Here is a 19,238-nt window from a genome sequence, read left to right as displayed (position 1 = left end):
GGCATGCCAGGTCGACGGCCATGCCCCAGCGTATTGGCCCTGCACAGCGTCAAGGGTTCGCTTCGCCGAGCCGCGCTTCGCGCGGCCCGCCCTTGACCCTGTTCCGGGCCGATCACGACGACATCAGGCATTCACAGCGGTAGCCGACATGGTAGCCGAAGTCAACTTCCACTCAAAACGACATTGGGCCAGTAATTGCCGCCAGTCTAGTCGGTGACGTTGCTACAGCTAAGTACTGTATAAATGTTAGAGGTGTAACAAGTTCTGGCAATGCCATTCATTGTCGCAATCATATCTCAATTTCTTTCTGAATTTTCAACTGCACGCCGGAACAAAGAAATTCTTTCCAAGCCACCAAGATTAACATCAGCTCATGGCTACCTATCACTTCGAAATAGCTATCGTCATGTAGAGAATAGATCTTGGCGTGATGATTTTTGATATTAGCCCCCCATGCTTCACGACTCCAATACGCATGTTCCAATTCCAAATTTTTGACAGCAATAATCCGGCTTATGCCTTCGTCAATCCAAGGAATTGTAGATAAGTACCTTTGTCCACCGCAATCCATTAACAGGCAAGAGACAGCGCTTACACCGCCTTTACCCGACGAATCCGACGCACATAATGGAAAAATAAATTCTGAATCTTCCAACCAAGAGAAAATTAGCTTCATTGTATATCTTTAAAATAGGCATGGCCGTAATTTTAGATTGAGCCACTCTGAAATTTAGCTAACGGGGTCGTATCGAAATGCAAGACCGTTGCTTCGTCGATTGGATGCAAAACGCCAATTCAAGGAATAGAAAAAACGGCCCAGATTTATTTATTAAACGTGTTTATGACCAGGCGAGACATAACACATAAGTTCACTTCCTTTGACAACTTTGTCAAATGGAAGTATCCACGAAACTCAGGTTACCTCACTGCTTCGCTGGTGTACGTTTATCCGCGCTGATCCTATGCGCCGCTCGCCTCAGCAATTCGCGTATTTTCCAAGCTCAAATTTTTGAATGAGCTTGCTTGCTTTTTCTCGTCGCGCTGGGTCACTTTCGCTCTGCCTCATGAGTTCATCGTAAAGTCCTTTTCCAAACTCATCATAGGTGTACAGCGCAGCCTCCTCATCACCCGGCTCACAATCGCGGTAGCTGACAACCACAAAGTCAACTGGCAGATCTTTTCCGTTTGGCAAGAAATCAAATTCGACGCAAGCTTGGTGTCCGGCTGACCGGTTTTTAAAAAGCAGGTCCAGCACCAAATTCATGCCAGGCATCTCAAAGAAATGCAAATCATCCGACACCACAATCGATAGTGAAAAATTTAATAGCTGATGGAGTTTCTCATTTCCATAAGCGTATTTGTAGATTTTCATGGCCATACTGCTCCTCCAATCGGATAGGCTGTTTTCACGTTCAGAACTCCATTTACCCCTGGACTAACGATAACTTTCCATTCTAACCCCCCAACCCTCACCGTGACCGGTCCAGTCACACCTGTAACGGTCGCCTGATTAATGGCAGATTGACTAGCTGAGCGCGCCATGCTTGCCATGTCAGTCGGAGTATAAACCTTGGGATCAAATACAGTTTTGGTAGTCTCGGCTTTCCCAGGAAGATTATATTTCACTTCGTAAATTCCATCGGTACCGGGAACCTTCGTAGAACTAACCTCCGTTCCGCCATTCTTGACCAAGGCATCTTTGAAGGCCGCCATATCATGAGTGCCATAAATGTTCTTTCCTTGAGTTAAGCCACCTTCATCGAGTAAGTGAACATCCACGGAGCTATTTCCTAACCGCATAGTCCCTTGCGCATTAGGTGTGAAACTCGCCGGTGGTGCGTAACCATCATACCCAATTCCTGACGAGCCAGCAGGGCGCGCACCACTTCCTACAGGCGCATCAGGCAGCAGAATGTCAGGAATCGACGTGTTTGCAGTCGAACTAGTAACAGCTCCCCCATTTGCTCCCGTACATTTTTGCGAACAATTATGAACAAACGCACTTTGCTTTCCCGCAAAATAGGTATGGAAATCCGCAACAGTAAAATTATATGTTACTTCAGAACGTCCCACGGTAGTTAGCGACTGCACTGTTAGCTTACCATGCTGAAGACTTTCGAGTTCCATACCCAGTTCGAGATTGATGGCGTCAACCCATCCTTTACCTTTTACCCAGTAAGGATGATTATCAGTGACGTCCATGCTTTCGTTAACGCCACGGGGGTCCTGCGTCACCAGCCTATATAGCGGTTTTGCCTTGGTCACCATCAATTGCGTCACTGGCTTGAGCTCAGTCGCTCCAGTATCGGAATTTCGGGCATAGACCAACTGGCCCACCTTGATCTGCTCGATTGGTACTGTTCCAGACGCAGAAACCACAGGCGTTCCAGCCGGGAAGCAACAACATGCGTCTGCGACCGTCTCACCTGCTTTGCTTCCTGGCCCCAATTTCGTGTCTGCGGTAACAGCGTTAGCAAGTCCCGCTTCTGCCGGAATCGCCACTTCGGCAACGCGAGTAGCAGCGCTTGACGCCTTCCAGAAAGCGGCCAGAGCGCGGGCAGCACGGGCAGCGGCAGCGACAACGCCGAGTACAGTACTGGCAATTTCTATCCGTTTTTCCGCCGCGCGCTCAGCAGCTTCTAGGTATGCCGCTGTTGATGGATCCTGGATTGCGCGGGCGATCGAATCACCTGCAGTACAATTGACGGCTGGACATGTACCCAACAGCGGGTGATACGCCACACCATCAACAGTCATTGTTACGCGAGTTAGTCCTTCTGGCGGAGGGGGCAACGACAATGGGTCGAAATACACCGGTCCAAGTGTTAGCACGTAGGGACTGGCTGCACCTCCTGTATAGGATTTAATAAACGAAATCAGTGCATTGTCAGGACGCGTTGGCGGTGCTTCCATCACAACCGTGTTGTCCATTTTTCGCAAAACGATCGATGGGTCGGCATTTGATACCTGCTGGATCGTTTGGCCATCCTGTATATTCAGACCATTTACAAACGTCTCCTGAAACCCCTCGTACCTGACGAGGACCCCGTTTTGGTCTTTCAAACCGCCATATCGAAGCGCTTCTTGAATTTCCTTTTCGGTATAACGGCCACCGCTGAGTTGGGCCAGTTTTGCAGCAATTTTCTTATCACCAGGATGCAACTGACGGTTATTTGCGTCGATCATTTCAGCGGTGAAACCTCCCTGCAGGCCCGCAAGCAGGGTGCTGTTGCCATCCGCCCCATTCGCCGCCGCTGCTGCGGCCCCCACCAGCGCCCCACCAATCGCCGCGCCAGTTTCCTGATAGGCATTCACAAAGCTAGCCCGTTCCGGCGAGCCCAGGACCAGGCCGAGCTTGTCCGCCGCGGCTTCGCCGCTCGCCTCGCCAACTTGCTGGCCCAGGTTACCGCCAATGACACCAGCGCCATTGCCTAGCGCACCGCTGGCTCCACCCGTGATGCCGCCAACAATTCCCTGGGTCGCCGTGTGCAGGCCGACACGATAGAGTCCGTTGTCGCCCCAGTTCGCCGCCGTTGTCAGCGCGTCATTGGCCTTGGCTGTAAAGGCAGCCGCCGCAACCGGGTCGTTGTTCGCAGTGGCATTGTCTGCCTGTCGCAAGTACTGTCCGGCAAGCGTTTGCGCATCGTCAACCTGTTGCGCTCCGATGTCGCCCACCTTCTTCGCAATCAATGGCGCAACTTGCTTCGCCATATCGGTCAGCGCCTTGGTGATCTCCCGCTCGCTTTGCAGTTGCTTTAGATCGAAGATTTTGTCGATCGTACCGGCGCTGTTCGCCGTGTCCCGATTCAGGCCAGCGACGGTATCGCTCGCGCTCGTCCCGGTCGCTGCCAACTGACCCTTGTCGTCCGTAATGACAACCGTACCTGCACCGATGGCGCTCTTCGTCGTACTTGCGGCATTGTCCCGTTGGGCTGGGGTCAGGTTGCCCGCAATGTTGCTCTTGATCGTGCTGCCGGCGCTCGCACCGCTGCTGTACGACAGATTCAAGCTGTCGCTGTCGTAGCTGGCCGCGTTATTCAGGTCCGACTGCGTCAGCGTGCCCGTGGTCAGCTTGTTCTTGTCGGCGCCGGCGGCACTGGCAATCACCCCACCGACCAGGTTGGTATTTTTCTTGACCGTCACGTCGAAACCCTGCGTACCGGCGTACATGCCGGACTGCTGGTTCACGCCCGCGAACGTGCTGTCGATGGTCGACCTGGCCACGTTCACGCTGCCCGAACTGGACCCCAGGCAGAACGGCGGCACGCAAATGCTCACGCTCGCCCCGCTGCTCGTCTCGCGGCTCTTGTAGTTGTCGATATCCTGCACGCTGACAATGTTCAAGTCGCCGCCGATATTGGCCACCACCTTGTCGCCCTTGACCTGGGCGCCGTCCAGGGTGGTGTCCTTGCCGCTCTTGACGGTCAGGACATTGCTTGCCGTGACGTTCGTATTCTGGTTGGTCGTGGCGTTGCCGTTGGCATTGCCACGCGACTGCCCCGCCGCCAGCTCCAGCGTAAAGCCGTTCTGGGTGCCGCCTAGCCCGAAGCCCACGCCAATGGATGCGTTATGGCTGGCGTTCTTGCTGTCGTTGGCACTGGTGTCCTGCGCGCTGGCCAGCGTGATGTTGCGTGCCGCTTCCAGGGTCACGTCTTTGCCGCCCAATACAGCGCCATGCGCAGTGATGTCGCCGTTCAAGGCCTTGCCATCGGCATCCTTGCTGCCGTCGCCGGTGGCAGTGATGCTCAGGTTCTGCCCCGCGCTGACGCTACTGCCCTTGTTCTGCAAGGCGCTGTTATTCGTCGTGCTGTCGCTGCTGCCGCCGCCAACGCTCACCGTTGCCTTGATGGTCGCCTGGCTCGGCGACGACGCCTGGGTCACCGTGGAGAAAGCCACAACACCGTCCATGCCGGTGCCGGTGCCGGTGCCGGTGCCGGTGCCGGTGCCGGTACCGGTGCCGGTGCCGGTACCGGTGCCGCTGGCACCTGCAGGCGTCGAGCCAGTCATGCCGGTGCCGTTTGCAACGGTAAGGGCCGCCTTCAGCGCGTAAATCCCGGCCAGCTTGTCGTTACCCTGTTGATCGTGCGCGGCAGCAGCCTGCTTGATGGCATTGGCCGCGTCCATCGCATACCCGGACAGCGCCACCGTCACGCCGAACTGGCTGCTCTGGTTGGCCGCCTTGGTGCTGACCTGATCCACGCCCGGGTCCAAAATGACGTTTTTGCCTTTGATGTCCACGTTGCCTTCGGCACGCAAGTCACTGCCGCGCACGGCGACGTCGTCTTTCGCCGTCATGGCCAGGTTGCCGCCCGCAGCAATCCCGCTGCGGATGGTGTTCTGCTGGTCCTTGCGCGTATCGAGCGTGTCGTTGCTGCGCTTGACGCCGACGGTGTTGGCCGAACCATTGCCGCCCAGGTCGCCCAACTGCATGGTGCTGTGCGCTTCCTTGAGCACGGTACCGTCCTGGCCGCTGACGATGTCGATCTTGCCGTCCTTTGCGGTCAGCGCAATATCGCCTTTGGCCGTCACACCACTGCCCTTGACCAGGATATCGCCCTTGTTACTGACCAGTTCAACACTGTTGCCGTTGATCAGGCTGGCTTTCTGCCTGGTGCTTGTTTCATCACCGCTGTCGCTGCTGCGTTTCTGGTTGTATGGCGACATGGTCACGCCACCGTTGTTCGGCCCGCCATTGATCGACCGCGTCAAGTCGCCCAGGCTCGGCCCGGCCAGGCTGAAGCTCGACGAGTTTGCCGTGGCCGCGCTGCTGTCGCGGCTGTGGTCGGTCGAAGCCTCCACCGTCACGTTGCGCTCCGCGCTCAGCTTGACAATGCCGCCGCCGGTGATTGTCGAACCGCTGACCAGAATGTCGCCGTCAAGCGGCTTGCCATTCGCCCCCGCCACACCGTTGCCGGTGGCCGTGAGGCGAATATTGCCGCTTGCGGTCAGGCCGCTGCCGGACTGGGTCTCGGCATCATGTACCGTGCTGCTGCTGGTCTTGCTCTTGCCGAAAGTGACCGCCACTTGCGGCGCGGTCAGGCTGCTGTCGGCCAGTTCGGACAGCGTGCCGTTGACACGGCCGAACTTGCTGTCGTTTTTCTTGATGTCCTTCAGGTTGCGCATCGTATCGAGCGGCGTGCCCACCAGGGCCATGCCGACGCTCTTCGATGCCGTATCGACCGCACTGGTCTGGTGGACCTTGTCCTTCCCGGGAATGATGGCGATGTTCTGCGCCGTGATATCGATGTTCCCGTTGAGCGTGGTGCTAGCGATATCCGGGCGTCCTGCGATCAGGTCGCTACCGGCAATGGTTGCATTCTTCCCAGCAATCAGGGATATGTTGCCGCCGGTGGAGCTGAGCACGCTGCCGGTGTCGCTCTGGTTGACATGCGTGCCGTCTTCACGGGTTTTCACGGTCGACGATCCGGCACTGAAGCCAATGCCGTTCTTCGCGCCAGACAAGCCCGACTGCTTGACCGTTGTCGCCGCGCTGTAGGTACCCGTGCTGGTCGCGGCCAGGACGTTGATGTCCGCGCCCGCCTTGACGCTCAGGTTTTTGTCGGCAAGTACCGACGAGCCGATCACATTCACGTTCCCCACCGCGTCCTTGCCGTTGCCGGCAACGATGGCGATGCTGCTGCCTTCGATACTGCTGCCCTGCGCCTGCTGCGCGCTCGCTGTACTGGAACTGGTCGTCGTCTTGCTCTTGACCATGTTGCCGCTCTTGCTGTAGCTGTCGTTCAGGCTGTCATGCTGGGTCGTGACCGTCTGGATCTTCACATCGTTATTGGCCAGCAGCGTGACCGTGCCTTCCAGCGCTGACACATTGCCCGCGTTCAGGACCAGATTGCCGGTGTCGACCCCGGCGACCGGCTTGCCGTCCTTGTCAATTGCGCCCGTCGGCGTGCCGGTGGCGCTGATGGTGACGTTCTGGTTGGCGCGAACGATACCGCCGCTCAGCGTTTCGTCGTCCGTCATGATGCGGTCATAGCGCTTGCGGCTGGCCGTTTGCGCATCGATGAACGTGCGGTCCTTTACTGCGGAAATGGCAACGTTGGCGCCGCTGATGCCCACATCGTTGGCCGCTTCAACCCTGCTGCCGCTGAGCGTGGCGTCGCCGCCCGCCCTGATGGCGATATTGTTCCCGGCAGTCAGATTGCTGCCGATGTTGGTCACGCTGGCCTCGTTGGTATAACCGGTCCGCCCCTTGGTGTTGCCACCCAGCGGCACGAATAGTGTGTGTTTCTCCGCTACACCGGCAATATCGATGTTCTTGCCGGCCAATACACTCAGATTGGCGCCAACGTCGACCTGCGCAGCGCGGGCCGTGAAATTGCCTTTGGCATCAATCAGCACATTGCCGCCAGCAATCGTCGCAACGCGGTCGATGTTGGTGCGGCTCGAGGTGCTGGTGCCGTTGTTGCCGACGGTATCGATGCTGCGCGTCTGCGTCGTGCTGGCCACGGTAATGTCGCGGCCGGCACTGAGCGTCACGCGGCTGTCATCGGCGGCGCTGCCGTCGACACCCTTGTTGGACAAGCCTGCAATGCGCCCGCCGATATTGGCGATATCGTTGGTCGCCTTGATATTGATCACATTGCCCGCGATCGTGCCGCGATTGGTCACATCCTTGGCGTCGAGCGTAACGGTGCCGTACTTGTCGGTCGGCTTCGCGTTGGCGTAACCGGCCAGGACGGTGCCGCTGTTGCTGATGCCGCCATTCTGGTTGCGGATGGTGACGTTGTCGCCGGCAATCAGCGCGCCGCCGGTCGACAGGTCGCCCTGTTGCGGACGGCGCAGGTAGACCTGCGGCACCAGCGCTATGGTGGTGCTACCGTCCGGCAGGGTGACGGTTTCCTCCTGCAGCCACACGATATCGGTGGTCAGCTGGGCCATCTGCTGTTCGGACAGCGCCACGCCTGGGGTCAACTGGTACTGTTTGGCGTAAGCGACGCCCGAATCCATCAGCGCCGTGAACGCCTTTTCGTTGTTCTCATAGCCCGACAGCTTGTTGCGGCCGGTGATATTCATCAGCTGGTCGGCAAACGCGCGCTGCTCCACGAAGCCGTCGCCGTAGCGCTTCAGGGTGCGCTGCGGATCGAGGCCGAGCTGGGTCAGGAAGTAATCGCTGCCGGTCCACTTGTTCTTGTCGGTAAACAGCGGGTCGGTTTCGACCAGGTAGCCGGCGCCCTCCCCTGGTTTCAGCGAGAACAGATTGCCCGTCGGCGCCTTCCAGTCCGCGTTGCTGGTGAGCGTGACGTTCGGTACCTTCGGATCGATGGCGCGGCCGTTGATATATGTTGGGTCGGAGCCGGCAGCACCGGCGACGGTCTTCGCCGCCACCGTCACGGGACGGGCGGCGGCAAACCTGGCGAACGAGGTCGTCAGGTCGCCGATGGCCGTCTGCTGCGCTGCGCGTGCATTGCCCGCGATGACGCTGCCGGGCAAGGCGTTGCCTGCCACCTGGCCTTGGACCACTGGCTGCGCACCCGTGCCGAGGGTGACGCCCGCTGCGCCGCCGCTGCCGGTCTTCTGCGCGTCGGTAGTGACCGGAGCGGCCCCGCCGCCGGTCCCGGCAACTTGCGGGCCGACCTGGGTGCCGCCAGCGGCGACAGTGGTGTCGATCGAAGGCGCAGCGCCAGCCGTCACCCCCTGCGTGGCGACGCCCTGCACAGGAGCGGCGGTATTGACCGCGCCAACATTGACGCCGCCTACCGTATTGCCCGTCTGGTAGACGACCACGGTACTTGTCTTGATCGCAGCCGCATCGCCCGCCGTGGTATTACCAGTACTCGGGACAAGATTGCCGTTGACACCATATCCGAGGACGCTGACGACCTTTGCAGCTTCTGCAGGAGCAATAACGGTATCCGCTGGGGCGGCTGGTGCCGGTGCCGCTCCACCACTATCGTAGAGCACGCCAGCAACATCGATCGAGATCGTTGCCCCGACATCCTGGAAAACCTGCTCAGGACCATACTTCCGCTTGTGGCCACCACTGATCCCCGAACTCTCCACCGTGGTTGAGTATTTTGTACCTGCGAAAGTGACCTGTTTCGTTCCCTGGGTCGAGATATTGACGCTATCGCCTGGGGTTTTGACCACGCCATTGCCAACTTCCGCACCACCGCCAATACCAACATTTCCACCAGCAACAATCTGGCTATCGATATTGACGGCACTCCCCGCCGAAATATTGCCGGCTGCCGTCACCAGACCCGCATTCGATTTTGTCAGCACCGATGCAACCGTGGTCCTCGTATCAGTCGTCTTCTTGGTGTAGTCCTCTATCTTGCTGTGCAACGCACTCGGATGAATATAGTAGTGCTGATCGTCGGTGTAATACGACAACTGGTTGAGGTCGTACTCATTGTTTGTGTCTTTGGGCGTAATGGTGACGCGGTTGACCGCCTCGACGGTCGTTTGATCCTGGAATCCAATCCCGCCTTCCAAGCCATACGTACCGCAGTCGGATGCGCCCTGTCCATTGCCGCCGCCACCGTTGACGCAGTTCAGGTTTTTCAGCGTACCGGTAATATTGAGATTACCGCCCGATTCAATCCGTGCGCCGGCATTGACCACGCTGCCCAACTGCATATTGCCCAGGCTGATCACGTTCGCGCCCGGCTTGTTGACCAACATTCCGCTCATGGTAAGCGTCTCGCGCGCGCCGATAGTGGCAGTCGCCTCGTTCGACACCGTGCCGCCCATCACGACGTTACCGCCGTAAATGCGCCCGTTATTGACCGTATTGGTCGCGTTGATGGTCGTATTGCCGATCGAATTGACCACCGCCGAGCCGTAGTTGGTAAAGCCACCGACGTTCAGCGTCGTATTGGTCGCGCTGATCGAGCCGTAGTTATTGAACTCATTGGCCGACAAACTCAAATCCTTGGCCGCGCTGATCGTGCCCTTATTCGTGTACTTGCCGTTGTTAAGAACAATCTCCAGATTGTTCTCGGCCGCCACCGTGCCGAGGTTGGTGTAATCGCCATCCATCGCCAGTTTCAGGGTGCCGGTCGAGGCCATCACGCCGTTGGCGCTGAATTTCGCCATGTGCGCCGTCAACACGGTGGTCGCATCGGCGCGCCCGCCCGTGTTGATGAAGTCGGCCGTGTCGATGGTGACCGCTTCTCCACTCAACTGCCCGCCGCTGTTGTCGATGCTGGCCGTGCCAGTGACCTTCAGGTTCTTCAGCGCGACAATCGCGCCGTTCGCGTTGCCCACCGTGGCCGCATTCACTGTCACCGTGTTCGATGCCAGCAAGCCCTTGTCGAACGCGCCGTTGTTGGTGTTGCTATTGTCGACCGCCGCCACATCAAGCACCAGGTTGTTGTTCGCAAAGACCGTGCCGCCAATGTTATTGAGTACCGGCGCCTTGAGCGTGGTATCGAGCGCCGACTTGATATTGCCGTCCTGGTTGTTGATGCCCACCGAGCCCGTCAGGCTCAGCTCTTTCATGGCCAGCATGGTCGAGCCGCCGGTATTGTCGATGCTGCTGCCGTCGATGCTCAGCTTGCCGTCAGCGCCGATATAGCCGGCGTTTTGCTTGACGCTGCCGCCCGAGATCGTGATGTCGCCCTGGCTGACAATTCCGCGCTCGCTGCCGCTGTTGTCGTTGGTGAGCGTCTTGGCCGTGATGACGATGCCGCCCTTGCCCGCTTCGATCACGCCGGCATTGTTGTTGACGCTGTCGGCAGTCACCTTGGTGGACGCCAATCCCGACAGCACGCCGCCGGCATTGTTGACATCCTTGCCCGCCACAATCAGCTTGGTAGCCGAGCTGACCACGCCATCCGTATTGTCCAGCTTGCCCTTCAGGCTGCTCAGCTTGACCTCGCCTTCGCTGGCGATGCGCCCGCCCTGCATGTTCAGCAGGTCGGCGTCGGTCGTGGCTTGCACACCGGTCAGGCCGTAAATGTCGCCCTTCTGGTTCCAGATGCCCTTGGCGGCGTCGATCTCGACGGTCGCCTTGTCGCTCTGGATCGTGCCACCCTGGTTGACCAGGGTGCCGGTGCTGCTGGTCAGCACTACCTTGTCGGCGGCGCCAATCACGCCACCGTTGTTGTTCACGCCATTCTTGGCGATGATGGTTGCGTCAGTGCCCGCGATCAGGCTGCCGCCCTTGTTGCTCACATCCAGGGTGGCGCTGACATCGAGCGCCGTTTTGGCGCTGACCGTGCCGCCATCGTTGTCGAAGGTGCGGACATTGACGGTCACTTTGTCCTTGTTGCTGACGATATTGCCCTTGTTGCTGACCAGGGTGCCGCCGTACAGGCTCACTTCGCCATCAGACACGATGTTGCCGCCGGAATTGTCGGCCAGGCCGATGACCGATACGTTCACCGACTCGGCGGCGGTAATGTTGCCGCCGTTCTTGTTGAGCAGGTCGCTGCCGCTGATGCCGATCTTGCCGTCGGCGCTGGCAATGGTGCCGCCATCGTTGATCAGCGCGCCCGTGCCCGCGTCGAGCGAGACCAGGTGGTCCGCCGCGATCAGGCCGCCGCTGTTGATCATGCCGCTCGCCTTGAATTCGATCACGCCCGTGGCCGACAGGGTGCCGGCGGCATTGTCGAGCACGCCGCTGCCGGCGTTGAAGAACAGGTTGTCGCCGCTGATCGCCACGCCGCCGGTACGAATCCCGATGGCTTGCACCAGCAGGTCGGTGCCGAACTGATAGGTAAAGTCGAGGGTGCTGAAGTCGACTGCCTGGCCCATGCCGAACGAGAGGCGCTTGCCGGCCGCCAGCTTGGCGTTGGAGGTAGCCACCAGGCCGCCGCCGTAGATGGCGGCGTTATTGCCCGCCGCGAACTGCCCGAAGCGGTAGTCGAGCGTATTGACCGCTTGAAGCGAAATATCGCCCTGCGTGCGGATGTCGATGGCAACAGCCTGCACATCGGCGCCGTTGATGTTCACGGCCGTGTTGGCCGCCAGTACCGCCTGGTTCAGGCCGACGTTGACGCCGCCCACGGTAATCGTGTTGCCCGCTTGCAGATTGCTGCCGTTCAGGGCCACATCCGCGCCCGTCATGCTGATGTTCTTGGTGACGGCGATCTTGATGCCGTCGGCGTCCAGGCGCGTGTTGGCGCCCGAGGATTGGATAGCGAAGCTGTCGCCGGCGGCAATCGTGCTGCCGGTCAAAACGGCGTCGCCGGTGAGCAGACTGAGCTCGCCATTGCTGGCAAAGCGTGCGTCCGAGCCGTCGAAACGCGCACCTTGGGTGTTGATGGTCAGCGCTTGCTGGCCGATGACCTCGCCCTTGCGGCCGTCGAAGGCGGCGGTGATGAGGCTGGCGCCACCCTGCGCGCTGATCAGCCCGCCCACATTGTCGAAGGCGCCGGTGCTGGCGACCAGGTTGGCGCCGGTCGTGATCTTGCCGTCGGTATTGTCGAATTTGCCGGCCGCATTGACCTTGGTGTTGCCGCCGCCCGAAATGAGGCCCTTGCGGTTGTCGAAGGCGCCCTTGCCTGCGTTGGCAGTCAGTTCGCCGTTGCTGAGCATGGAACCGTTCACCGACGTGATGCCGTTGGCGACCACGCCCAGCGCGTTCGCGCCGGTCAGTTCGCCATTATTGTTATCCAGCGCGCCGCTGGCCTGGATGCTCAGCTTGTTGGCCGCCAGGATGCTGCCGTCGCGATTGAGCACGGCGCCGTTGGCGACGATGGTCACGTCCTTTTCAGCCGCGATCAGGCCGCCGGCGGCGGGTGTGCCGGAGCCGATGGCGCCATTGCGCACCTCGCCGCCCGTCAGGCCGACACTGCCCTGCGCGCTGCGGATGGTGCCGGCGCTGTTGTCGAGCGTGCCGCTGTTCTCGGTCGCCAGGTTCAGGTCGCCGTTCGAGGCGAGCGTGCCGCCCAGGTTCTGTACGCCGGCGGCGCCAAGCTTGAGCGACTCGCCCGCCAGGATGTTGCCGCCGCTGTTGACCAGGGCGCCGCTGCCGGCCTGCACCGTCAGCGTCTTGCCGGCGCTGATCAGCCCCGCCTTGTTGTCGATGCCCTTGCCCTGCACGGTCGCGTTGGCGCCGGCCGTGATGCGGCCTTGCGCGTTGTTCAGCGCGCCCTGGGCGATCAGCGACAAGTCCTTGCCCGCGCTGATCAGCCCTTTGCCGCTGTCGATCTTGTCGCCGGTAATGGTCAGGTCGGTTGCCGCCACGATGGCGCTGTCCGCGCCTTGGCTGGCGATGTCGCCGGCCTTGATCGCGACCGATGCCTTGGCACTTTGCACGATGCCGTTGCGGTTGTCGAGCAGCGCTTTACCGGTGTCCAGCATCAGTTCCTGGTTGGCGATGAGAATGCCATCCACGTTGCCAACGCCCTTGGCCGCAATGCTGGCCTTGCCGCTGGCCTGGATCTGGCCGCCCGCGTTATCGAGCGCGCCGCCGAGTGTCTTGACATCGACCGTCAGGTCCTTGCCCGTGCTGATCAAGCCTTTTTTGGTGGTCAGCGCAGCGCCGTCGATGCCGAGCGCGCCGTTGGCGATGATCTTGCCGGCATCGTTGTCGATGCCTTTCGTACCCGAGAGCAGCATGTCGCCGCCCGCCTGGATCGCGCCGGCGCGATTGAGCAGCGCGCCTTTGACAGTCAGTCCGATGTCCTTGCCGGCCGCGATATTGCCGCCGCTGTTGTCCAGGTCGCCCGCGCTGGCCAAGGTCATGGCGCCGTCGGTGTTGATCTGGCCCTTGACGTTGCTGATCGCGCCGGCCGGGCCGGCATCGATGGCCAGCGTGCCGCCTGCCGTGATCTGGCTGTCGTTGTTGTTCAATCCCTTGGTGTGCAAGGTCACGTTGCCGTTACTGCCGATCAGCGCCTTGGCGCTGCTGTCGACCTTGCCGGCAGTGAGCTCGACGCCGCTGCCGCCGGCCAGGGTGCCGGCGCGGTTATCGATATCGCCCGCCTTGAGGTTCAGGCTGGTCCCGGCCTGGATCTTGCCGGCCTGGTTGTCGAGCGCTTGCACTTGCATCGTCAGCGCGGTATTGGCCACCATGCTGCCGCCCGCGTTAGCGGCATTGCCGGCCTTGACGTCGAGCGTGCGCAGGGCGCCGATGTTGCCCTTGCTGTTGTCCAGCGTACCGTTGCCGCTGTTGATGACCAGGTCGCCATTGCTGACGATGCTGCCGCCCATGCTGTCCAGGCCATTGCTGACCAGCGTGAGCGCCGGCGCGCTAGCCGCGCTGTCGGTGGCGAGAATGACGCCGCCGCGATTGCTCAGCGCGCCGTTGCCGACGTCGAGCGTGACGTTCTTGCCGATGGCCCGGCCGTGGTCGAGGATCAGGCCCTGCGAGCTGACCGACAACGCCGCGTCCGTCAGGAAGGCGCCGCCCTGCGCGCCCGGCAAGGCGCTCTTGCCCAGGTCGATGCCGCCGGTGCTCACCACCGACAGGTCCTTGAACGCCGAGTACTGGCCGCCCTTGATCGAGGTCGCGCTCACGGCCAGCTTGCCGCCGGCGCCGATCGACCCATCCTGGGCGTTGATTGCCGCGCTGCCGATGACGATGTCGCCGCCGGCCTGGATGCCTGCCTGGCGCGCGTCGAGCGCGGCGCTGGCGATGGTGGTGCCGGCGCCGCTGGAAAGCTTCGCCAGCCCCAGGTTGAGCGCGCCGGTTTTCAGGCTCAGCAGGCCAGAAGCGAGCATGTCCGCACCGCTGGCGTCGACACTGCTGCCCTTGCTGTCGATCAGCAGGTCGCCGCCGGCGGCGCTGAGGGACGCGCCCTGCGCCACGATTTGCTCGGCCGAGATGGTCACGCCCTTTCCGGCGCGCACCTGGGCGCCGCTCAGGTCGATCTGGCGCGCGTTCAGGGTCAAGCCGTTTTCGCTGAGCACGCTGCCCTTGGTGCCGCGCAGGTCGCTGTTGCCGAGGTCGAGCACCAGGTTGTTGCCGCTGGCAATCTTGCCACCGCTATTGTCGATGCTGCCGCTGTTGATGACGGCCCCACCCACGCCCACGATCGAACCGCCTTTGTTGTTCAGGTCGGTGGCGCCGCCGGCCGCGACCTGCTTACCGGCGATGCGGTCCAGGCCGGTGCGGGTTTGCAGCGTCAGTTGTGTACCCGACAGAATGCTGCCGCCGGTGTTGTCGATGCCGCCTTCGCGCGCCACGACCAGCAGTGCGCCGTTGGCCGCGATCGCGCCCTTGGCATTGTCGATGGTCGTGCCGGACAAGGTGGCGCTGCCGCCCGCGGACAGTGCGCCGCCGGCCGTGCTGATGCCCTTGCCGGCGTTGAGCACGATGTTACTGCCCGACGAAACGCTGCTGTTGGACGTGTCGATCACGCCTTTCGCATCGAGCCTGATATCGCCGTTGGCAATGAAACCCTGGTTCAGCGCATGCCCGCCAGCCAGGATATTGTTGGCCTTGACCGTGATGCCGCCCGACTCGCTGCGGTGCACGCTGCCTGCGGCCTGGTAGTCTTCGCCGCGCGTATCGAGCACGATGTCGCCCTTCGATGCCAGGCGTGCGTTGGTGGCGTTGATGCCGGCGCCGTCGATGCGCAGGCGCGCGCCGCTGGTCACGACGCTGTCGGCCAGCTTGATCGCGCCGTCGTCGGCTTGCAGGTTCAGGTCCCCCGCGCTCGACAGGCGGCTGGCGCCGGCGTCGATGCTGGCGGCGCTCACTTGCAACGTCGCGTTGCTCGCCATCTGCGCGCCCGCCAGGCTGGCGCTGTTGCCGGCCTTGACCGTCAGCGCGCCATTGGCGTTGATGTCGGCACCGCCCAGGTTGACGTTGTCGCCCCCGTTGATGGCGATCGCGCCGTTGCTGGTGATGCTGGCGCGGTTCGCCTGCACGCCAGAGGCGGACAGGTCGATGCCGCCGCCGGCCTTGATCTCGCCCTGGTCCAAGTTGATGCCATTGTCAGCGGCAATCACGATCTGCGCTTGCGACGAGATCCGCGCACCGGCCGCGTCCAGGCGCCCGGCGCTGATGCTGATCGGGCCGCCGGCGCGCAAGGCGCCGTTGGTGCTGGTCATGACGCCGCTGACGCTCAGAGATAAATCCTTGCCCGCCGCCACGGTGCCGCCGCTGTTGTCCAGGGTGCCGGCAGCGAGGGTCAGGGCCTGGTTGGCCGCCAGTCTGCCGCCGTTGTTATTCAGTTCGGCTGCCGAGAGGGTCATCGCGCCCTGCGCCTCGACCAGGCCGCGCTCGTTGAGGAAGCGCCTGCCGCTGGCGTCGATGACGATATCCTTGCCCGAGCGTAGCTGGCCGTCGGTATTGTCGACATCATTGTCGCGCATGACGATGCTGTTGCCGACGGCGACGCTGCCGAAACTGTTTTTCAACGCGCCGGAGAGCAAGTCCAAATTGCCGGCCACCACAACATTGCCACCGGTATTGTTAAACACTTGCTTGTTCGCGTCGAACACGGCATTCGCGTCGGACGAGAGTGCACCGCCGCTGTTATCGATGCCATTGCCGCGCACTACCAGCGCCGGCCGGCCTGTGGCGCCGCCGGATTCGGCCACGACCGTCCCCTGTACGTTGCTCAGGCTTTGCAGCCCGGCGTCGAGCAGAATGTGTTTTGCGCCCACTTGCGCCTTGTCGGTGACGATCCCCTGCGCCTGCGCGGCAATATCGCCGCCGGCCAGCATGGCGCCGCCGGCAAGGTCGAGCCGCTGCGCCATGGTGATGTCGATGTCGCCCGCCGCCGACAGTTTTCCGCCCTGCTGGCTCTGGCCGGTGATGCTCAGGTTACCGCCGGAAACGGCGCTGCCGCCCTGCATCAGCAGTTTGCCGGTATCGAGGGTCAAGCCGCGCGCGCCGGACAGCGTTGCGTCGCGCAGGTCGACCAGGCCGGCCTTGACGGCCACGTTGGCGCCGCTTTCCACACGCAGTTGCTGGGCGTTCAGGTTACGGCTGTTGAGATTGATGTTGCCGTTGGCGGCAATCGACGCCTTGTCGAGCGAGGCGTCGCCGCTGGTGACCAGGTCGACGGTGCCAACCGAGGTCAGGCTGGCGCCGGCGGCGGACAGGTTGTTGGCCTTGATGCTCAAGGCCTGCCCGGCTTGCACGGTCGCCGCAGTGGCGACGATGTCGCTGGCCGCCAGCGCCAGGGTGCCGCCGCTGGCAAGTTTGGCACCGGCCAGGTCGAGCGAGGCGCCGGCCAGCGCCAGCTTGCCGCCGGCGTTCATGTCGCCGTTGGCGCCGAGCAGGCGTTGCGCGTCGATGGCAATGTCGCCAACGGCGCCGAGCGTGCCCTTGGTATTGTCGAGACGATCGGCTTTGATGGTGACGCCTGCGGCGGTGCTCTGGATCACACCACCGGCGTTGTCGACCGTGCCGCTGGCATGCAAGCCGACCGCTTTGCCGGCCTGGATGGCGCCGCCGGCGTTATCGAACGCGCTGCCGGCGAAGGTGAAGGCGCCGGTCGTGATCAGCTTGCCTTTGTTGTTGTCGACGGCGCCATCCAATACCAGGTCGCTGGAGGTGGACACGGTGCCGTCGCGGTTGCGGATGCTGCCCACGTCGGCAAACAGCGCCTGGTTCGATGCCACCGTGCCGCCCGTGTTGTCGAGCGCGCCGCCGCCGGCGTTCAGCGCCAGCTTGTCGATCGCCACGATCTTGCCGCGCGTATTGTCGATGCCGCTCGCGCGCACGTCCATGGCCTCGGAGGCGTACAGGACGCCGCCGGTATTATCCAGCTTGCCCTTGCCGGCATCGAGCACGACCGAGGCCGCCGTCACGGTGGCGGCGGCGCTGCGCACGCCCTGGCCGCGCAGTGCGACCGATTTGGTGGCGCTCAGCTTGCTGCCTTGCACGTCGAGCAGGCCCGCGGCGTCCAGCGACAGCGCGCTGCCGGCGGCCAGCACGCCGTTGGTGGCGCGCAGCGCGCCTGCCTTGACCGTGACCGCGTCGTTGGCCGCCCACTGCTGCCGGTCGACCGCGATGCTGTCGGCCGTCACGTTCAGGCCGCGCTCGGCCTGCAACACGCCGCCGGTGCCGTCAATGGTCGCCGCTTGCAGGGTCAGGTCAGTGGCCGAATACATGCTGCCGCTGCTGTTGATGCGTTCGGCCGCCAGCACCAGTGCCTGGCTCGCCGATTTCTGGATCACGCTGCCGCTGTTGTCGATCTGGCGGGTGCTCAGCAGCACGCTTTGTTCGGCGCGCAGCACCCCGCCTTTGGCGATGGCAATGCTGTCGGGCGCGGCGATGCGCACATCCCGCCCGGCGTTGGTCTCGCCGGTCAGGTTGACCTTGCCGGTGCTGGCGAGGACGACGTCTTGTTTACTGTAATTGTCTTTCAGGGTCAGATCGCCCTGCGCGCTCAGCGTCAGGTTGCCGGCCAGCGCGGCAATCCGGCCGGCGCTGTTAACGCCCAGGCCCTTGTCGGTCGCGACCAGGTAGATCTGGTTGGCGTACATGCCACCCAGCTCGGCGATATCGATCGCGAACCTGGGCGCGCTGCCGCTGCCGTTTTGCTGGGTGGCTTTGAGCGTGCCATACAAGACTTTGTTGGCGCCGAGCACCGCTTGTAGGTTCTTGGTCGAAATTTCGCCTTCGATCACGATGCCGCGCGCCAGCAAGTCGAGCTGTTCCATGTTGCTCGCGTTCAGGCCGCCGGCGCCGATGCTGATCACGCCGCGCTGCACGTTCAGGCTGTCCAGCTGACCGGCGCTGTTATACGTCGGCGTGCCGGTGGTCAGGGTGGCGCGCCCTGCGGTGTTGAGAAAGCCGCAGCCGTCGCAACGGATGCCGTTCGGATTGGCGATGACCAGGTCGGCGCGCTGGCCGGCCACTTCGATATAGCCATTCAGGTGCGATGGGTTGCTTGAGGTGACTTCGTTGAGAATGATGCGCGCGCTGGTGGTGCCGAGCTGCATGTTGCCATTCACGATGCCGCCCAGCTGGGTGCCGGTCGCCTCGCGGCTGTTGTTCAGGATCAAACCCTGCTTGCCGACGTTAAACTGGTCATAGCGGTTGTGCGACACACCGGCCGCGCTCGGCGGCGCGATCAGCACGATCGGCACGCCATTGGCGGCGGCATCGACCAGCGGTTTTTGCCCGGTCGGGGCATTGCCGGCGGCCACCACCTGGGCGTTGGCAGGCACCGCTACCAGGGCCGTCTGCAGGATCTGCAACACGATCATCACTTGGGCCACCACCCGCGTCCACGTGCGCCGCGTGCCGCCGGCGCTCTCGATCGGCTCGAGCAACTGCTCCGCGACCAGGCGCTCGGCCGCGGTCAGGGTGGTTTGCTTGCTCAACAGATGGCGGATGGGTGATTTCATGATGGGTCCTTGGGTGC

3 protein-coding genes are annotated in these 19,238 nt (G+C 62.0%); all 3 read right to left on the bottom strand.

Annotated elements, in window-relative coordinates:
* Nucleotides 1-289 precede the first annotated feature (289 nt).
* The 3 genes from F0185_RS26195 to F0185_RS26185 all read right to left on the bottom strand — a co-directional run bounded on the left by F0185_RS26195 (nucleotide 290) and on the right by F0185_RS26185 (nucleotide 19,221).
* Nucleotides 290-676, bottom strand: a complete 387-nt coding sequence (locus F0185_RS26195; protein ID WP_167229496.1) for a DUF5376 family protein — start codon at nucleotides 674-676, stop codon at nucleotides 290-292.
* Nucleotides 677-976: 300 nt separating this feature from the next.
* Nucleotides 977-1,372 carry a hypothetical protein gene (locus F0185_RS26190; RefSeq protein ID WP_167229493.1) on the bottom strand — a complete coding sequence of 132 codons (396 nt, stop codon included), beginning with the start codon at nucleotides 1,370-1,372 and terminating at the stop codon, nucleotides 977-979.
* Nucleotides 1,369-19,221: a hemagglutinin repeat-containing protein gene (locus F0185_RS26185; RefSeq protein ID WP_167229490.1), complete on the bottom strand. Its 17,853-nt coding sequence runs from the start codon at nucleotides 19,219-19,221 to the stop codon at nucleotides 1,369-1,371. Before F0185_RS26185 ends, F0185_RS26190 begins: the two co-directional genes overlap by 4 nt.
* Between the last annotated feature and the right edge of the window lie 17 nt (nucleotides 19,222-19,238).

The sequence above is a fragment of the Massilia rubra genome (genome assembly GCF_011682065.1).
GTDB classification, from domain to species: Bacteria; Pseudomonadota; Gammaproteobacteria; order Burkholderiales; family Burkholderiaceae_D; genus Telluria_A; species Telluria_A rubra.
This window is presented reverse-complemented; position numbering and strand designations above follow the sequence as displayed.

Bases quoted from the DNA above. Each gene is read 5' to 3' on its own strand.
- F0185_RS26195 (WP_167229496.1), bottom strand. From the start codon at position 676: ATGAAGCTAATTTTCTCTTGGTTGGAAGATTCAGAATTTATTTTTCCA.
- F0185_RS26190 (WP_167229493.1), bottom strand. From the start codon at position 1,372: ATGAAAATCTACAAATACGCTTATGGAAATGAGAAACTCCATCAGCTA.
- F0185_RS26185 (WP_167229490.1), bottom strand. From the start codon at position 19,221: ATGAAATCACCCATCCGCCATCTGTTGAGCAAGCAAACCACCCTGACC.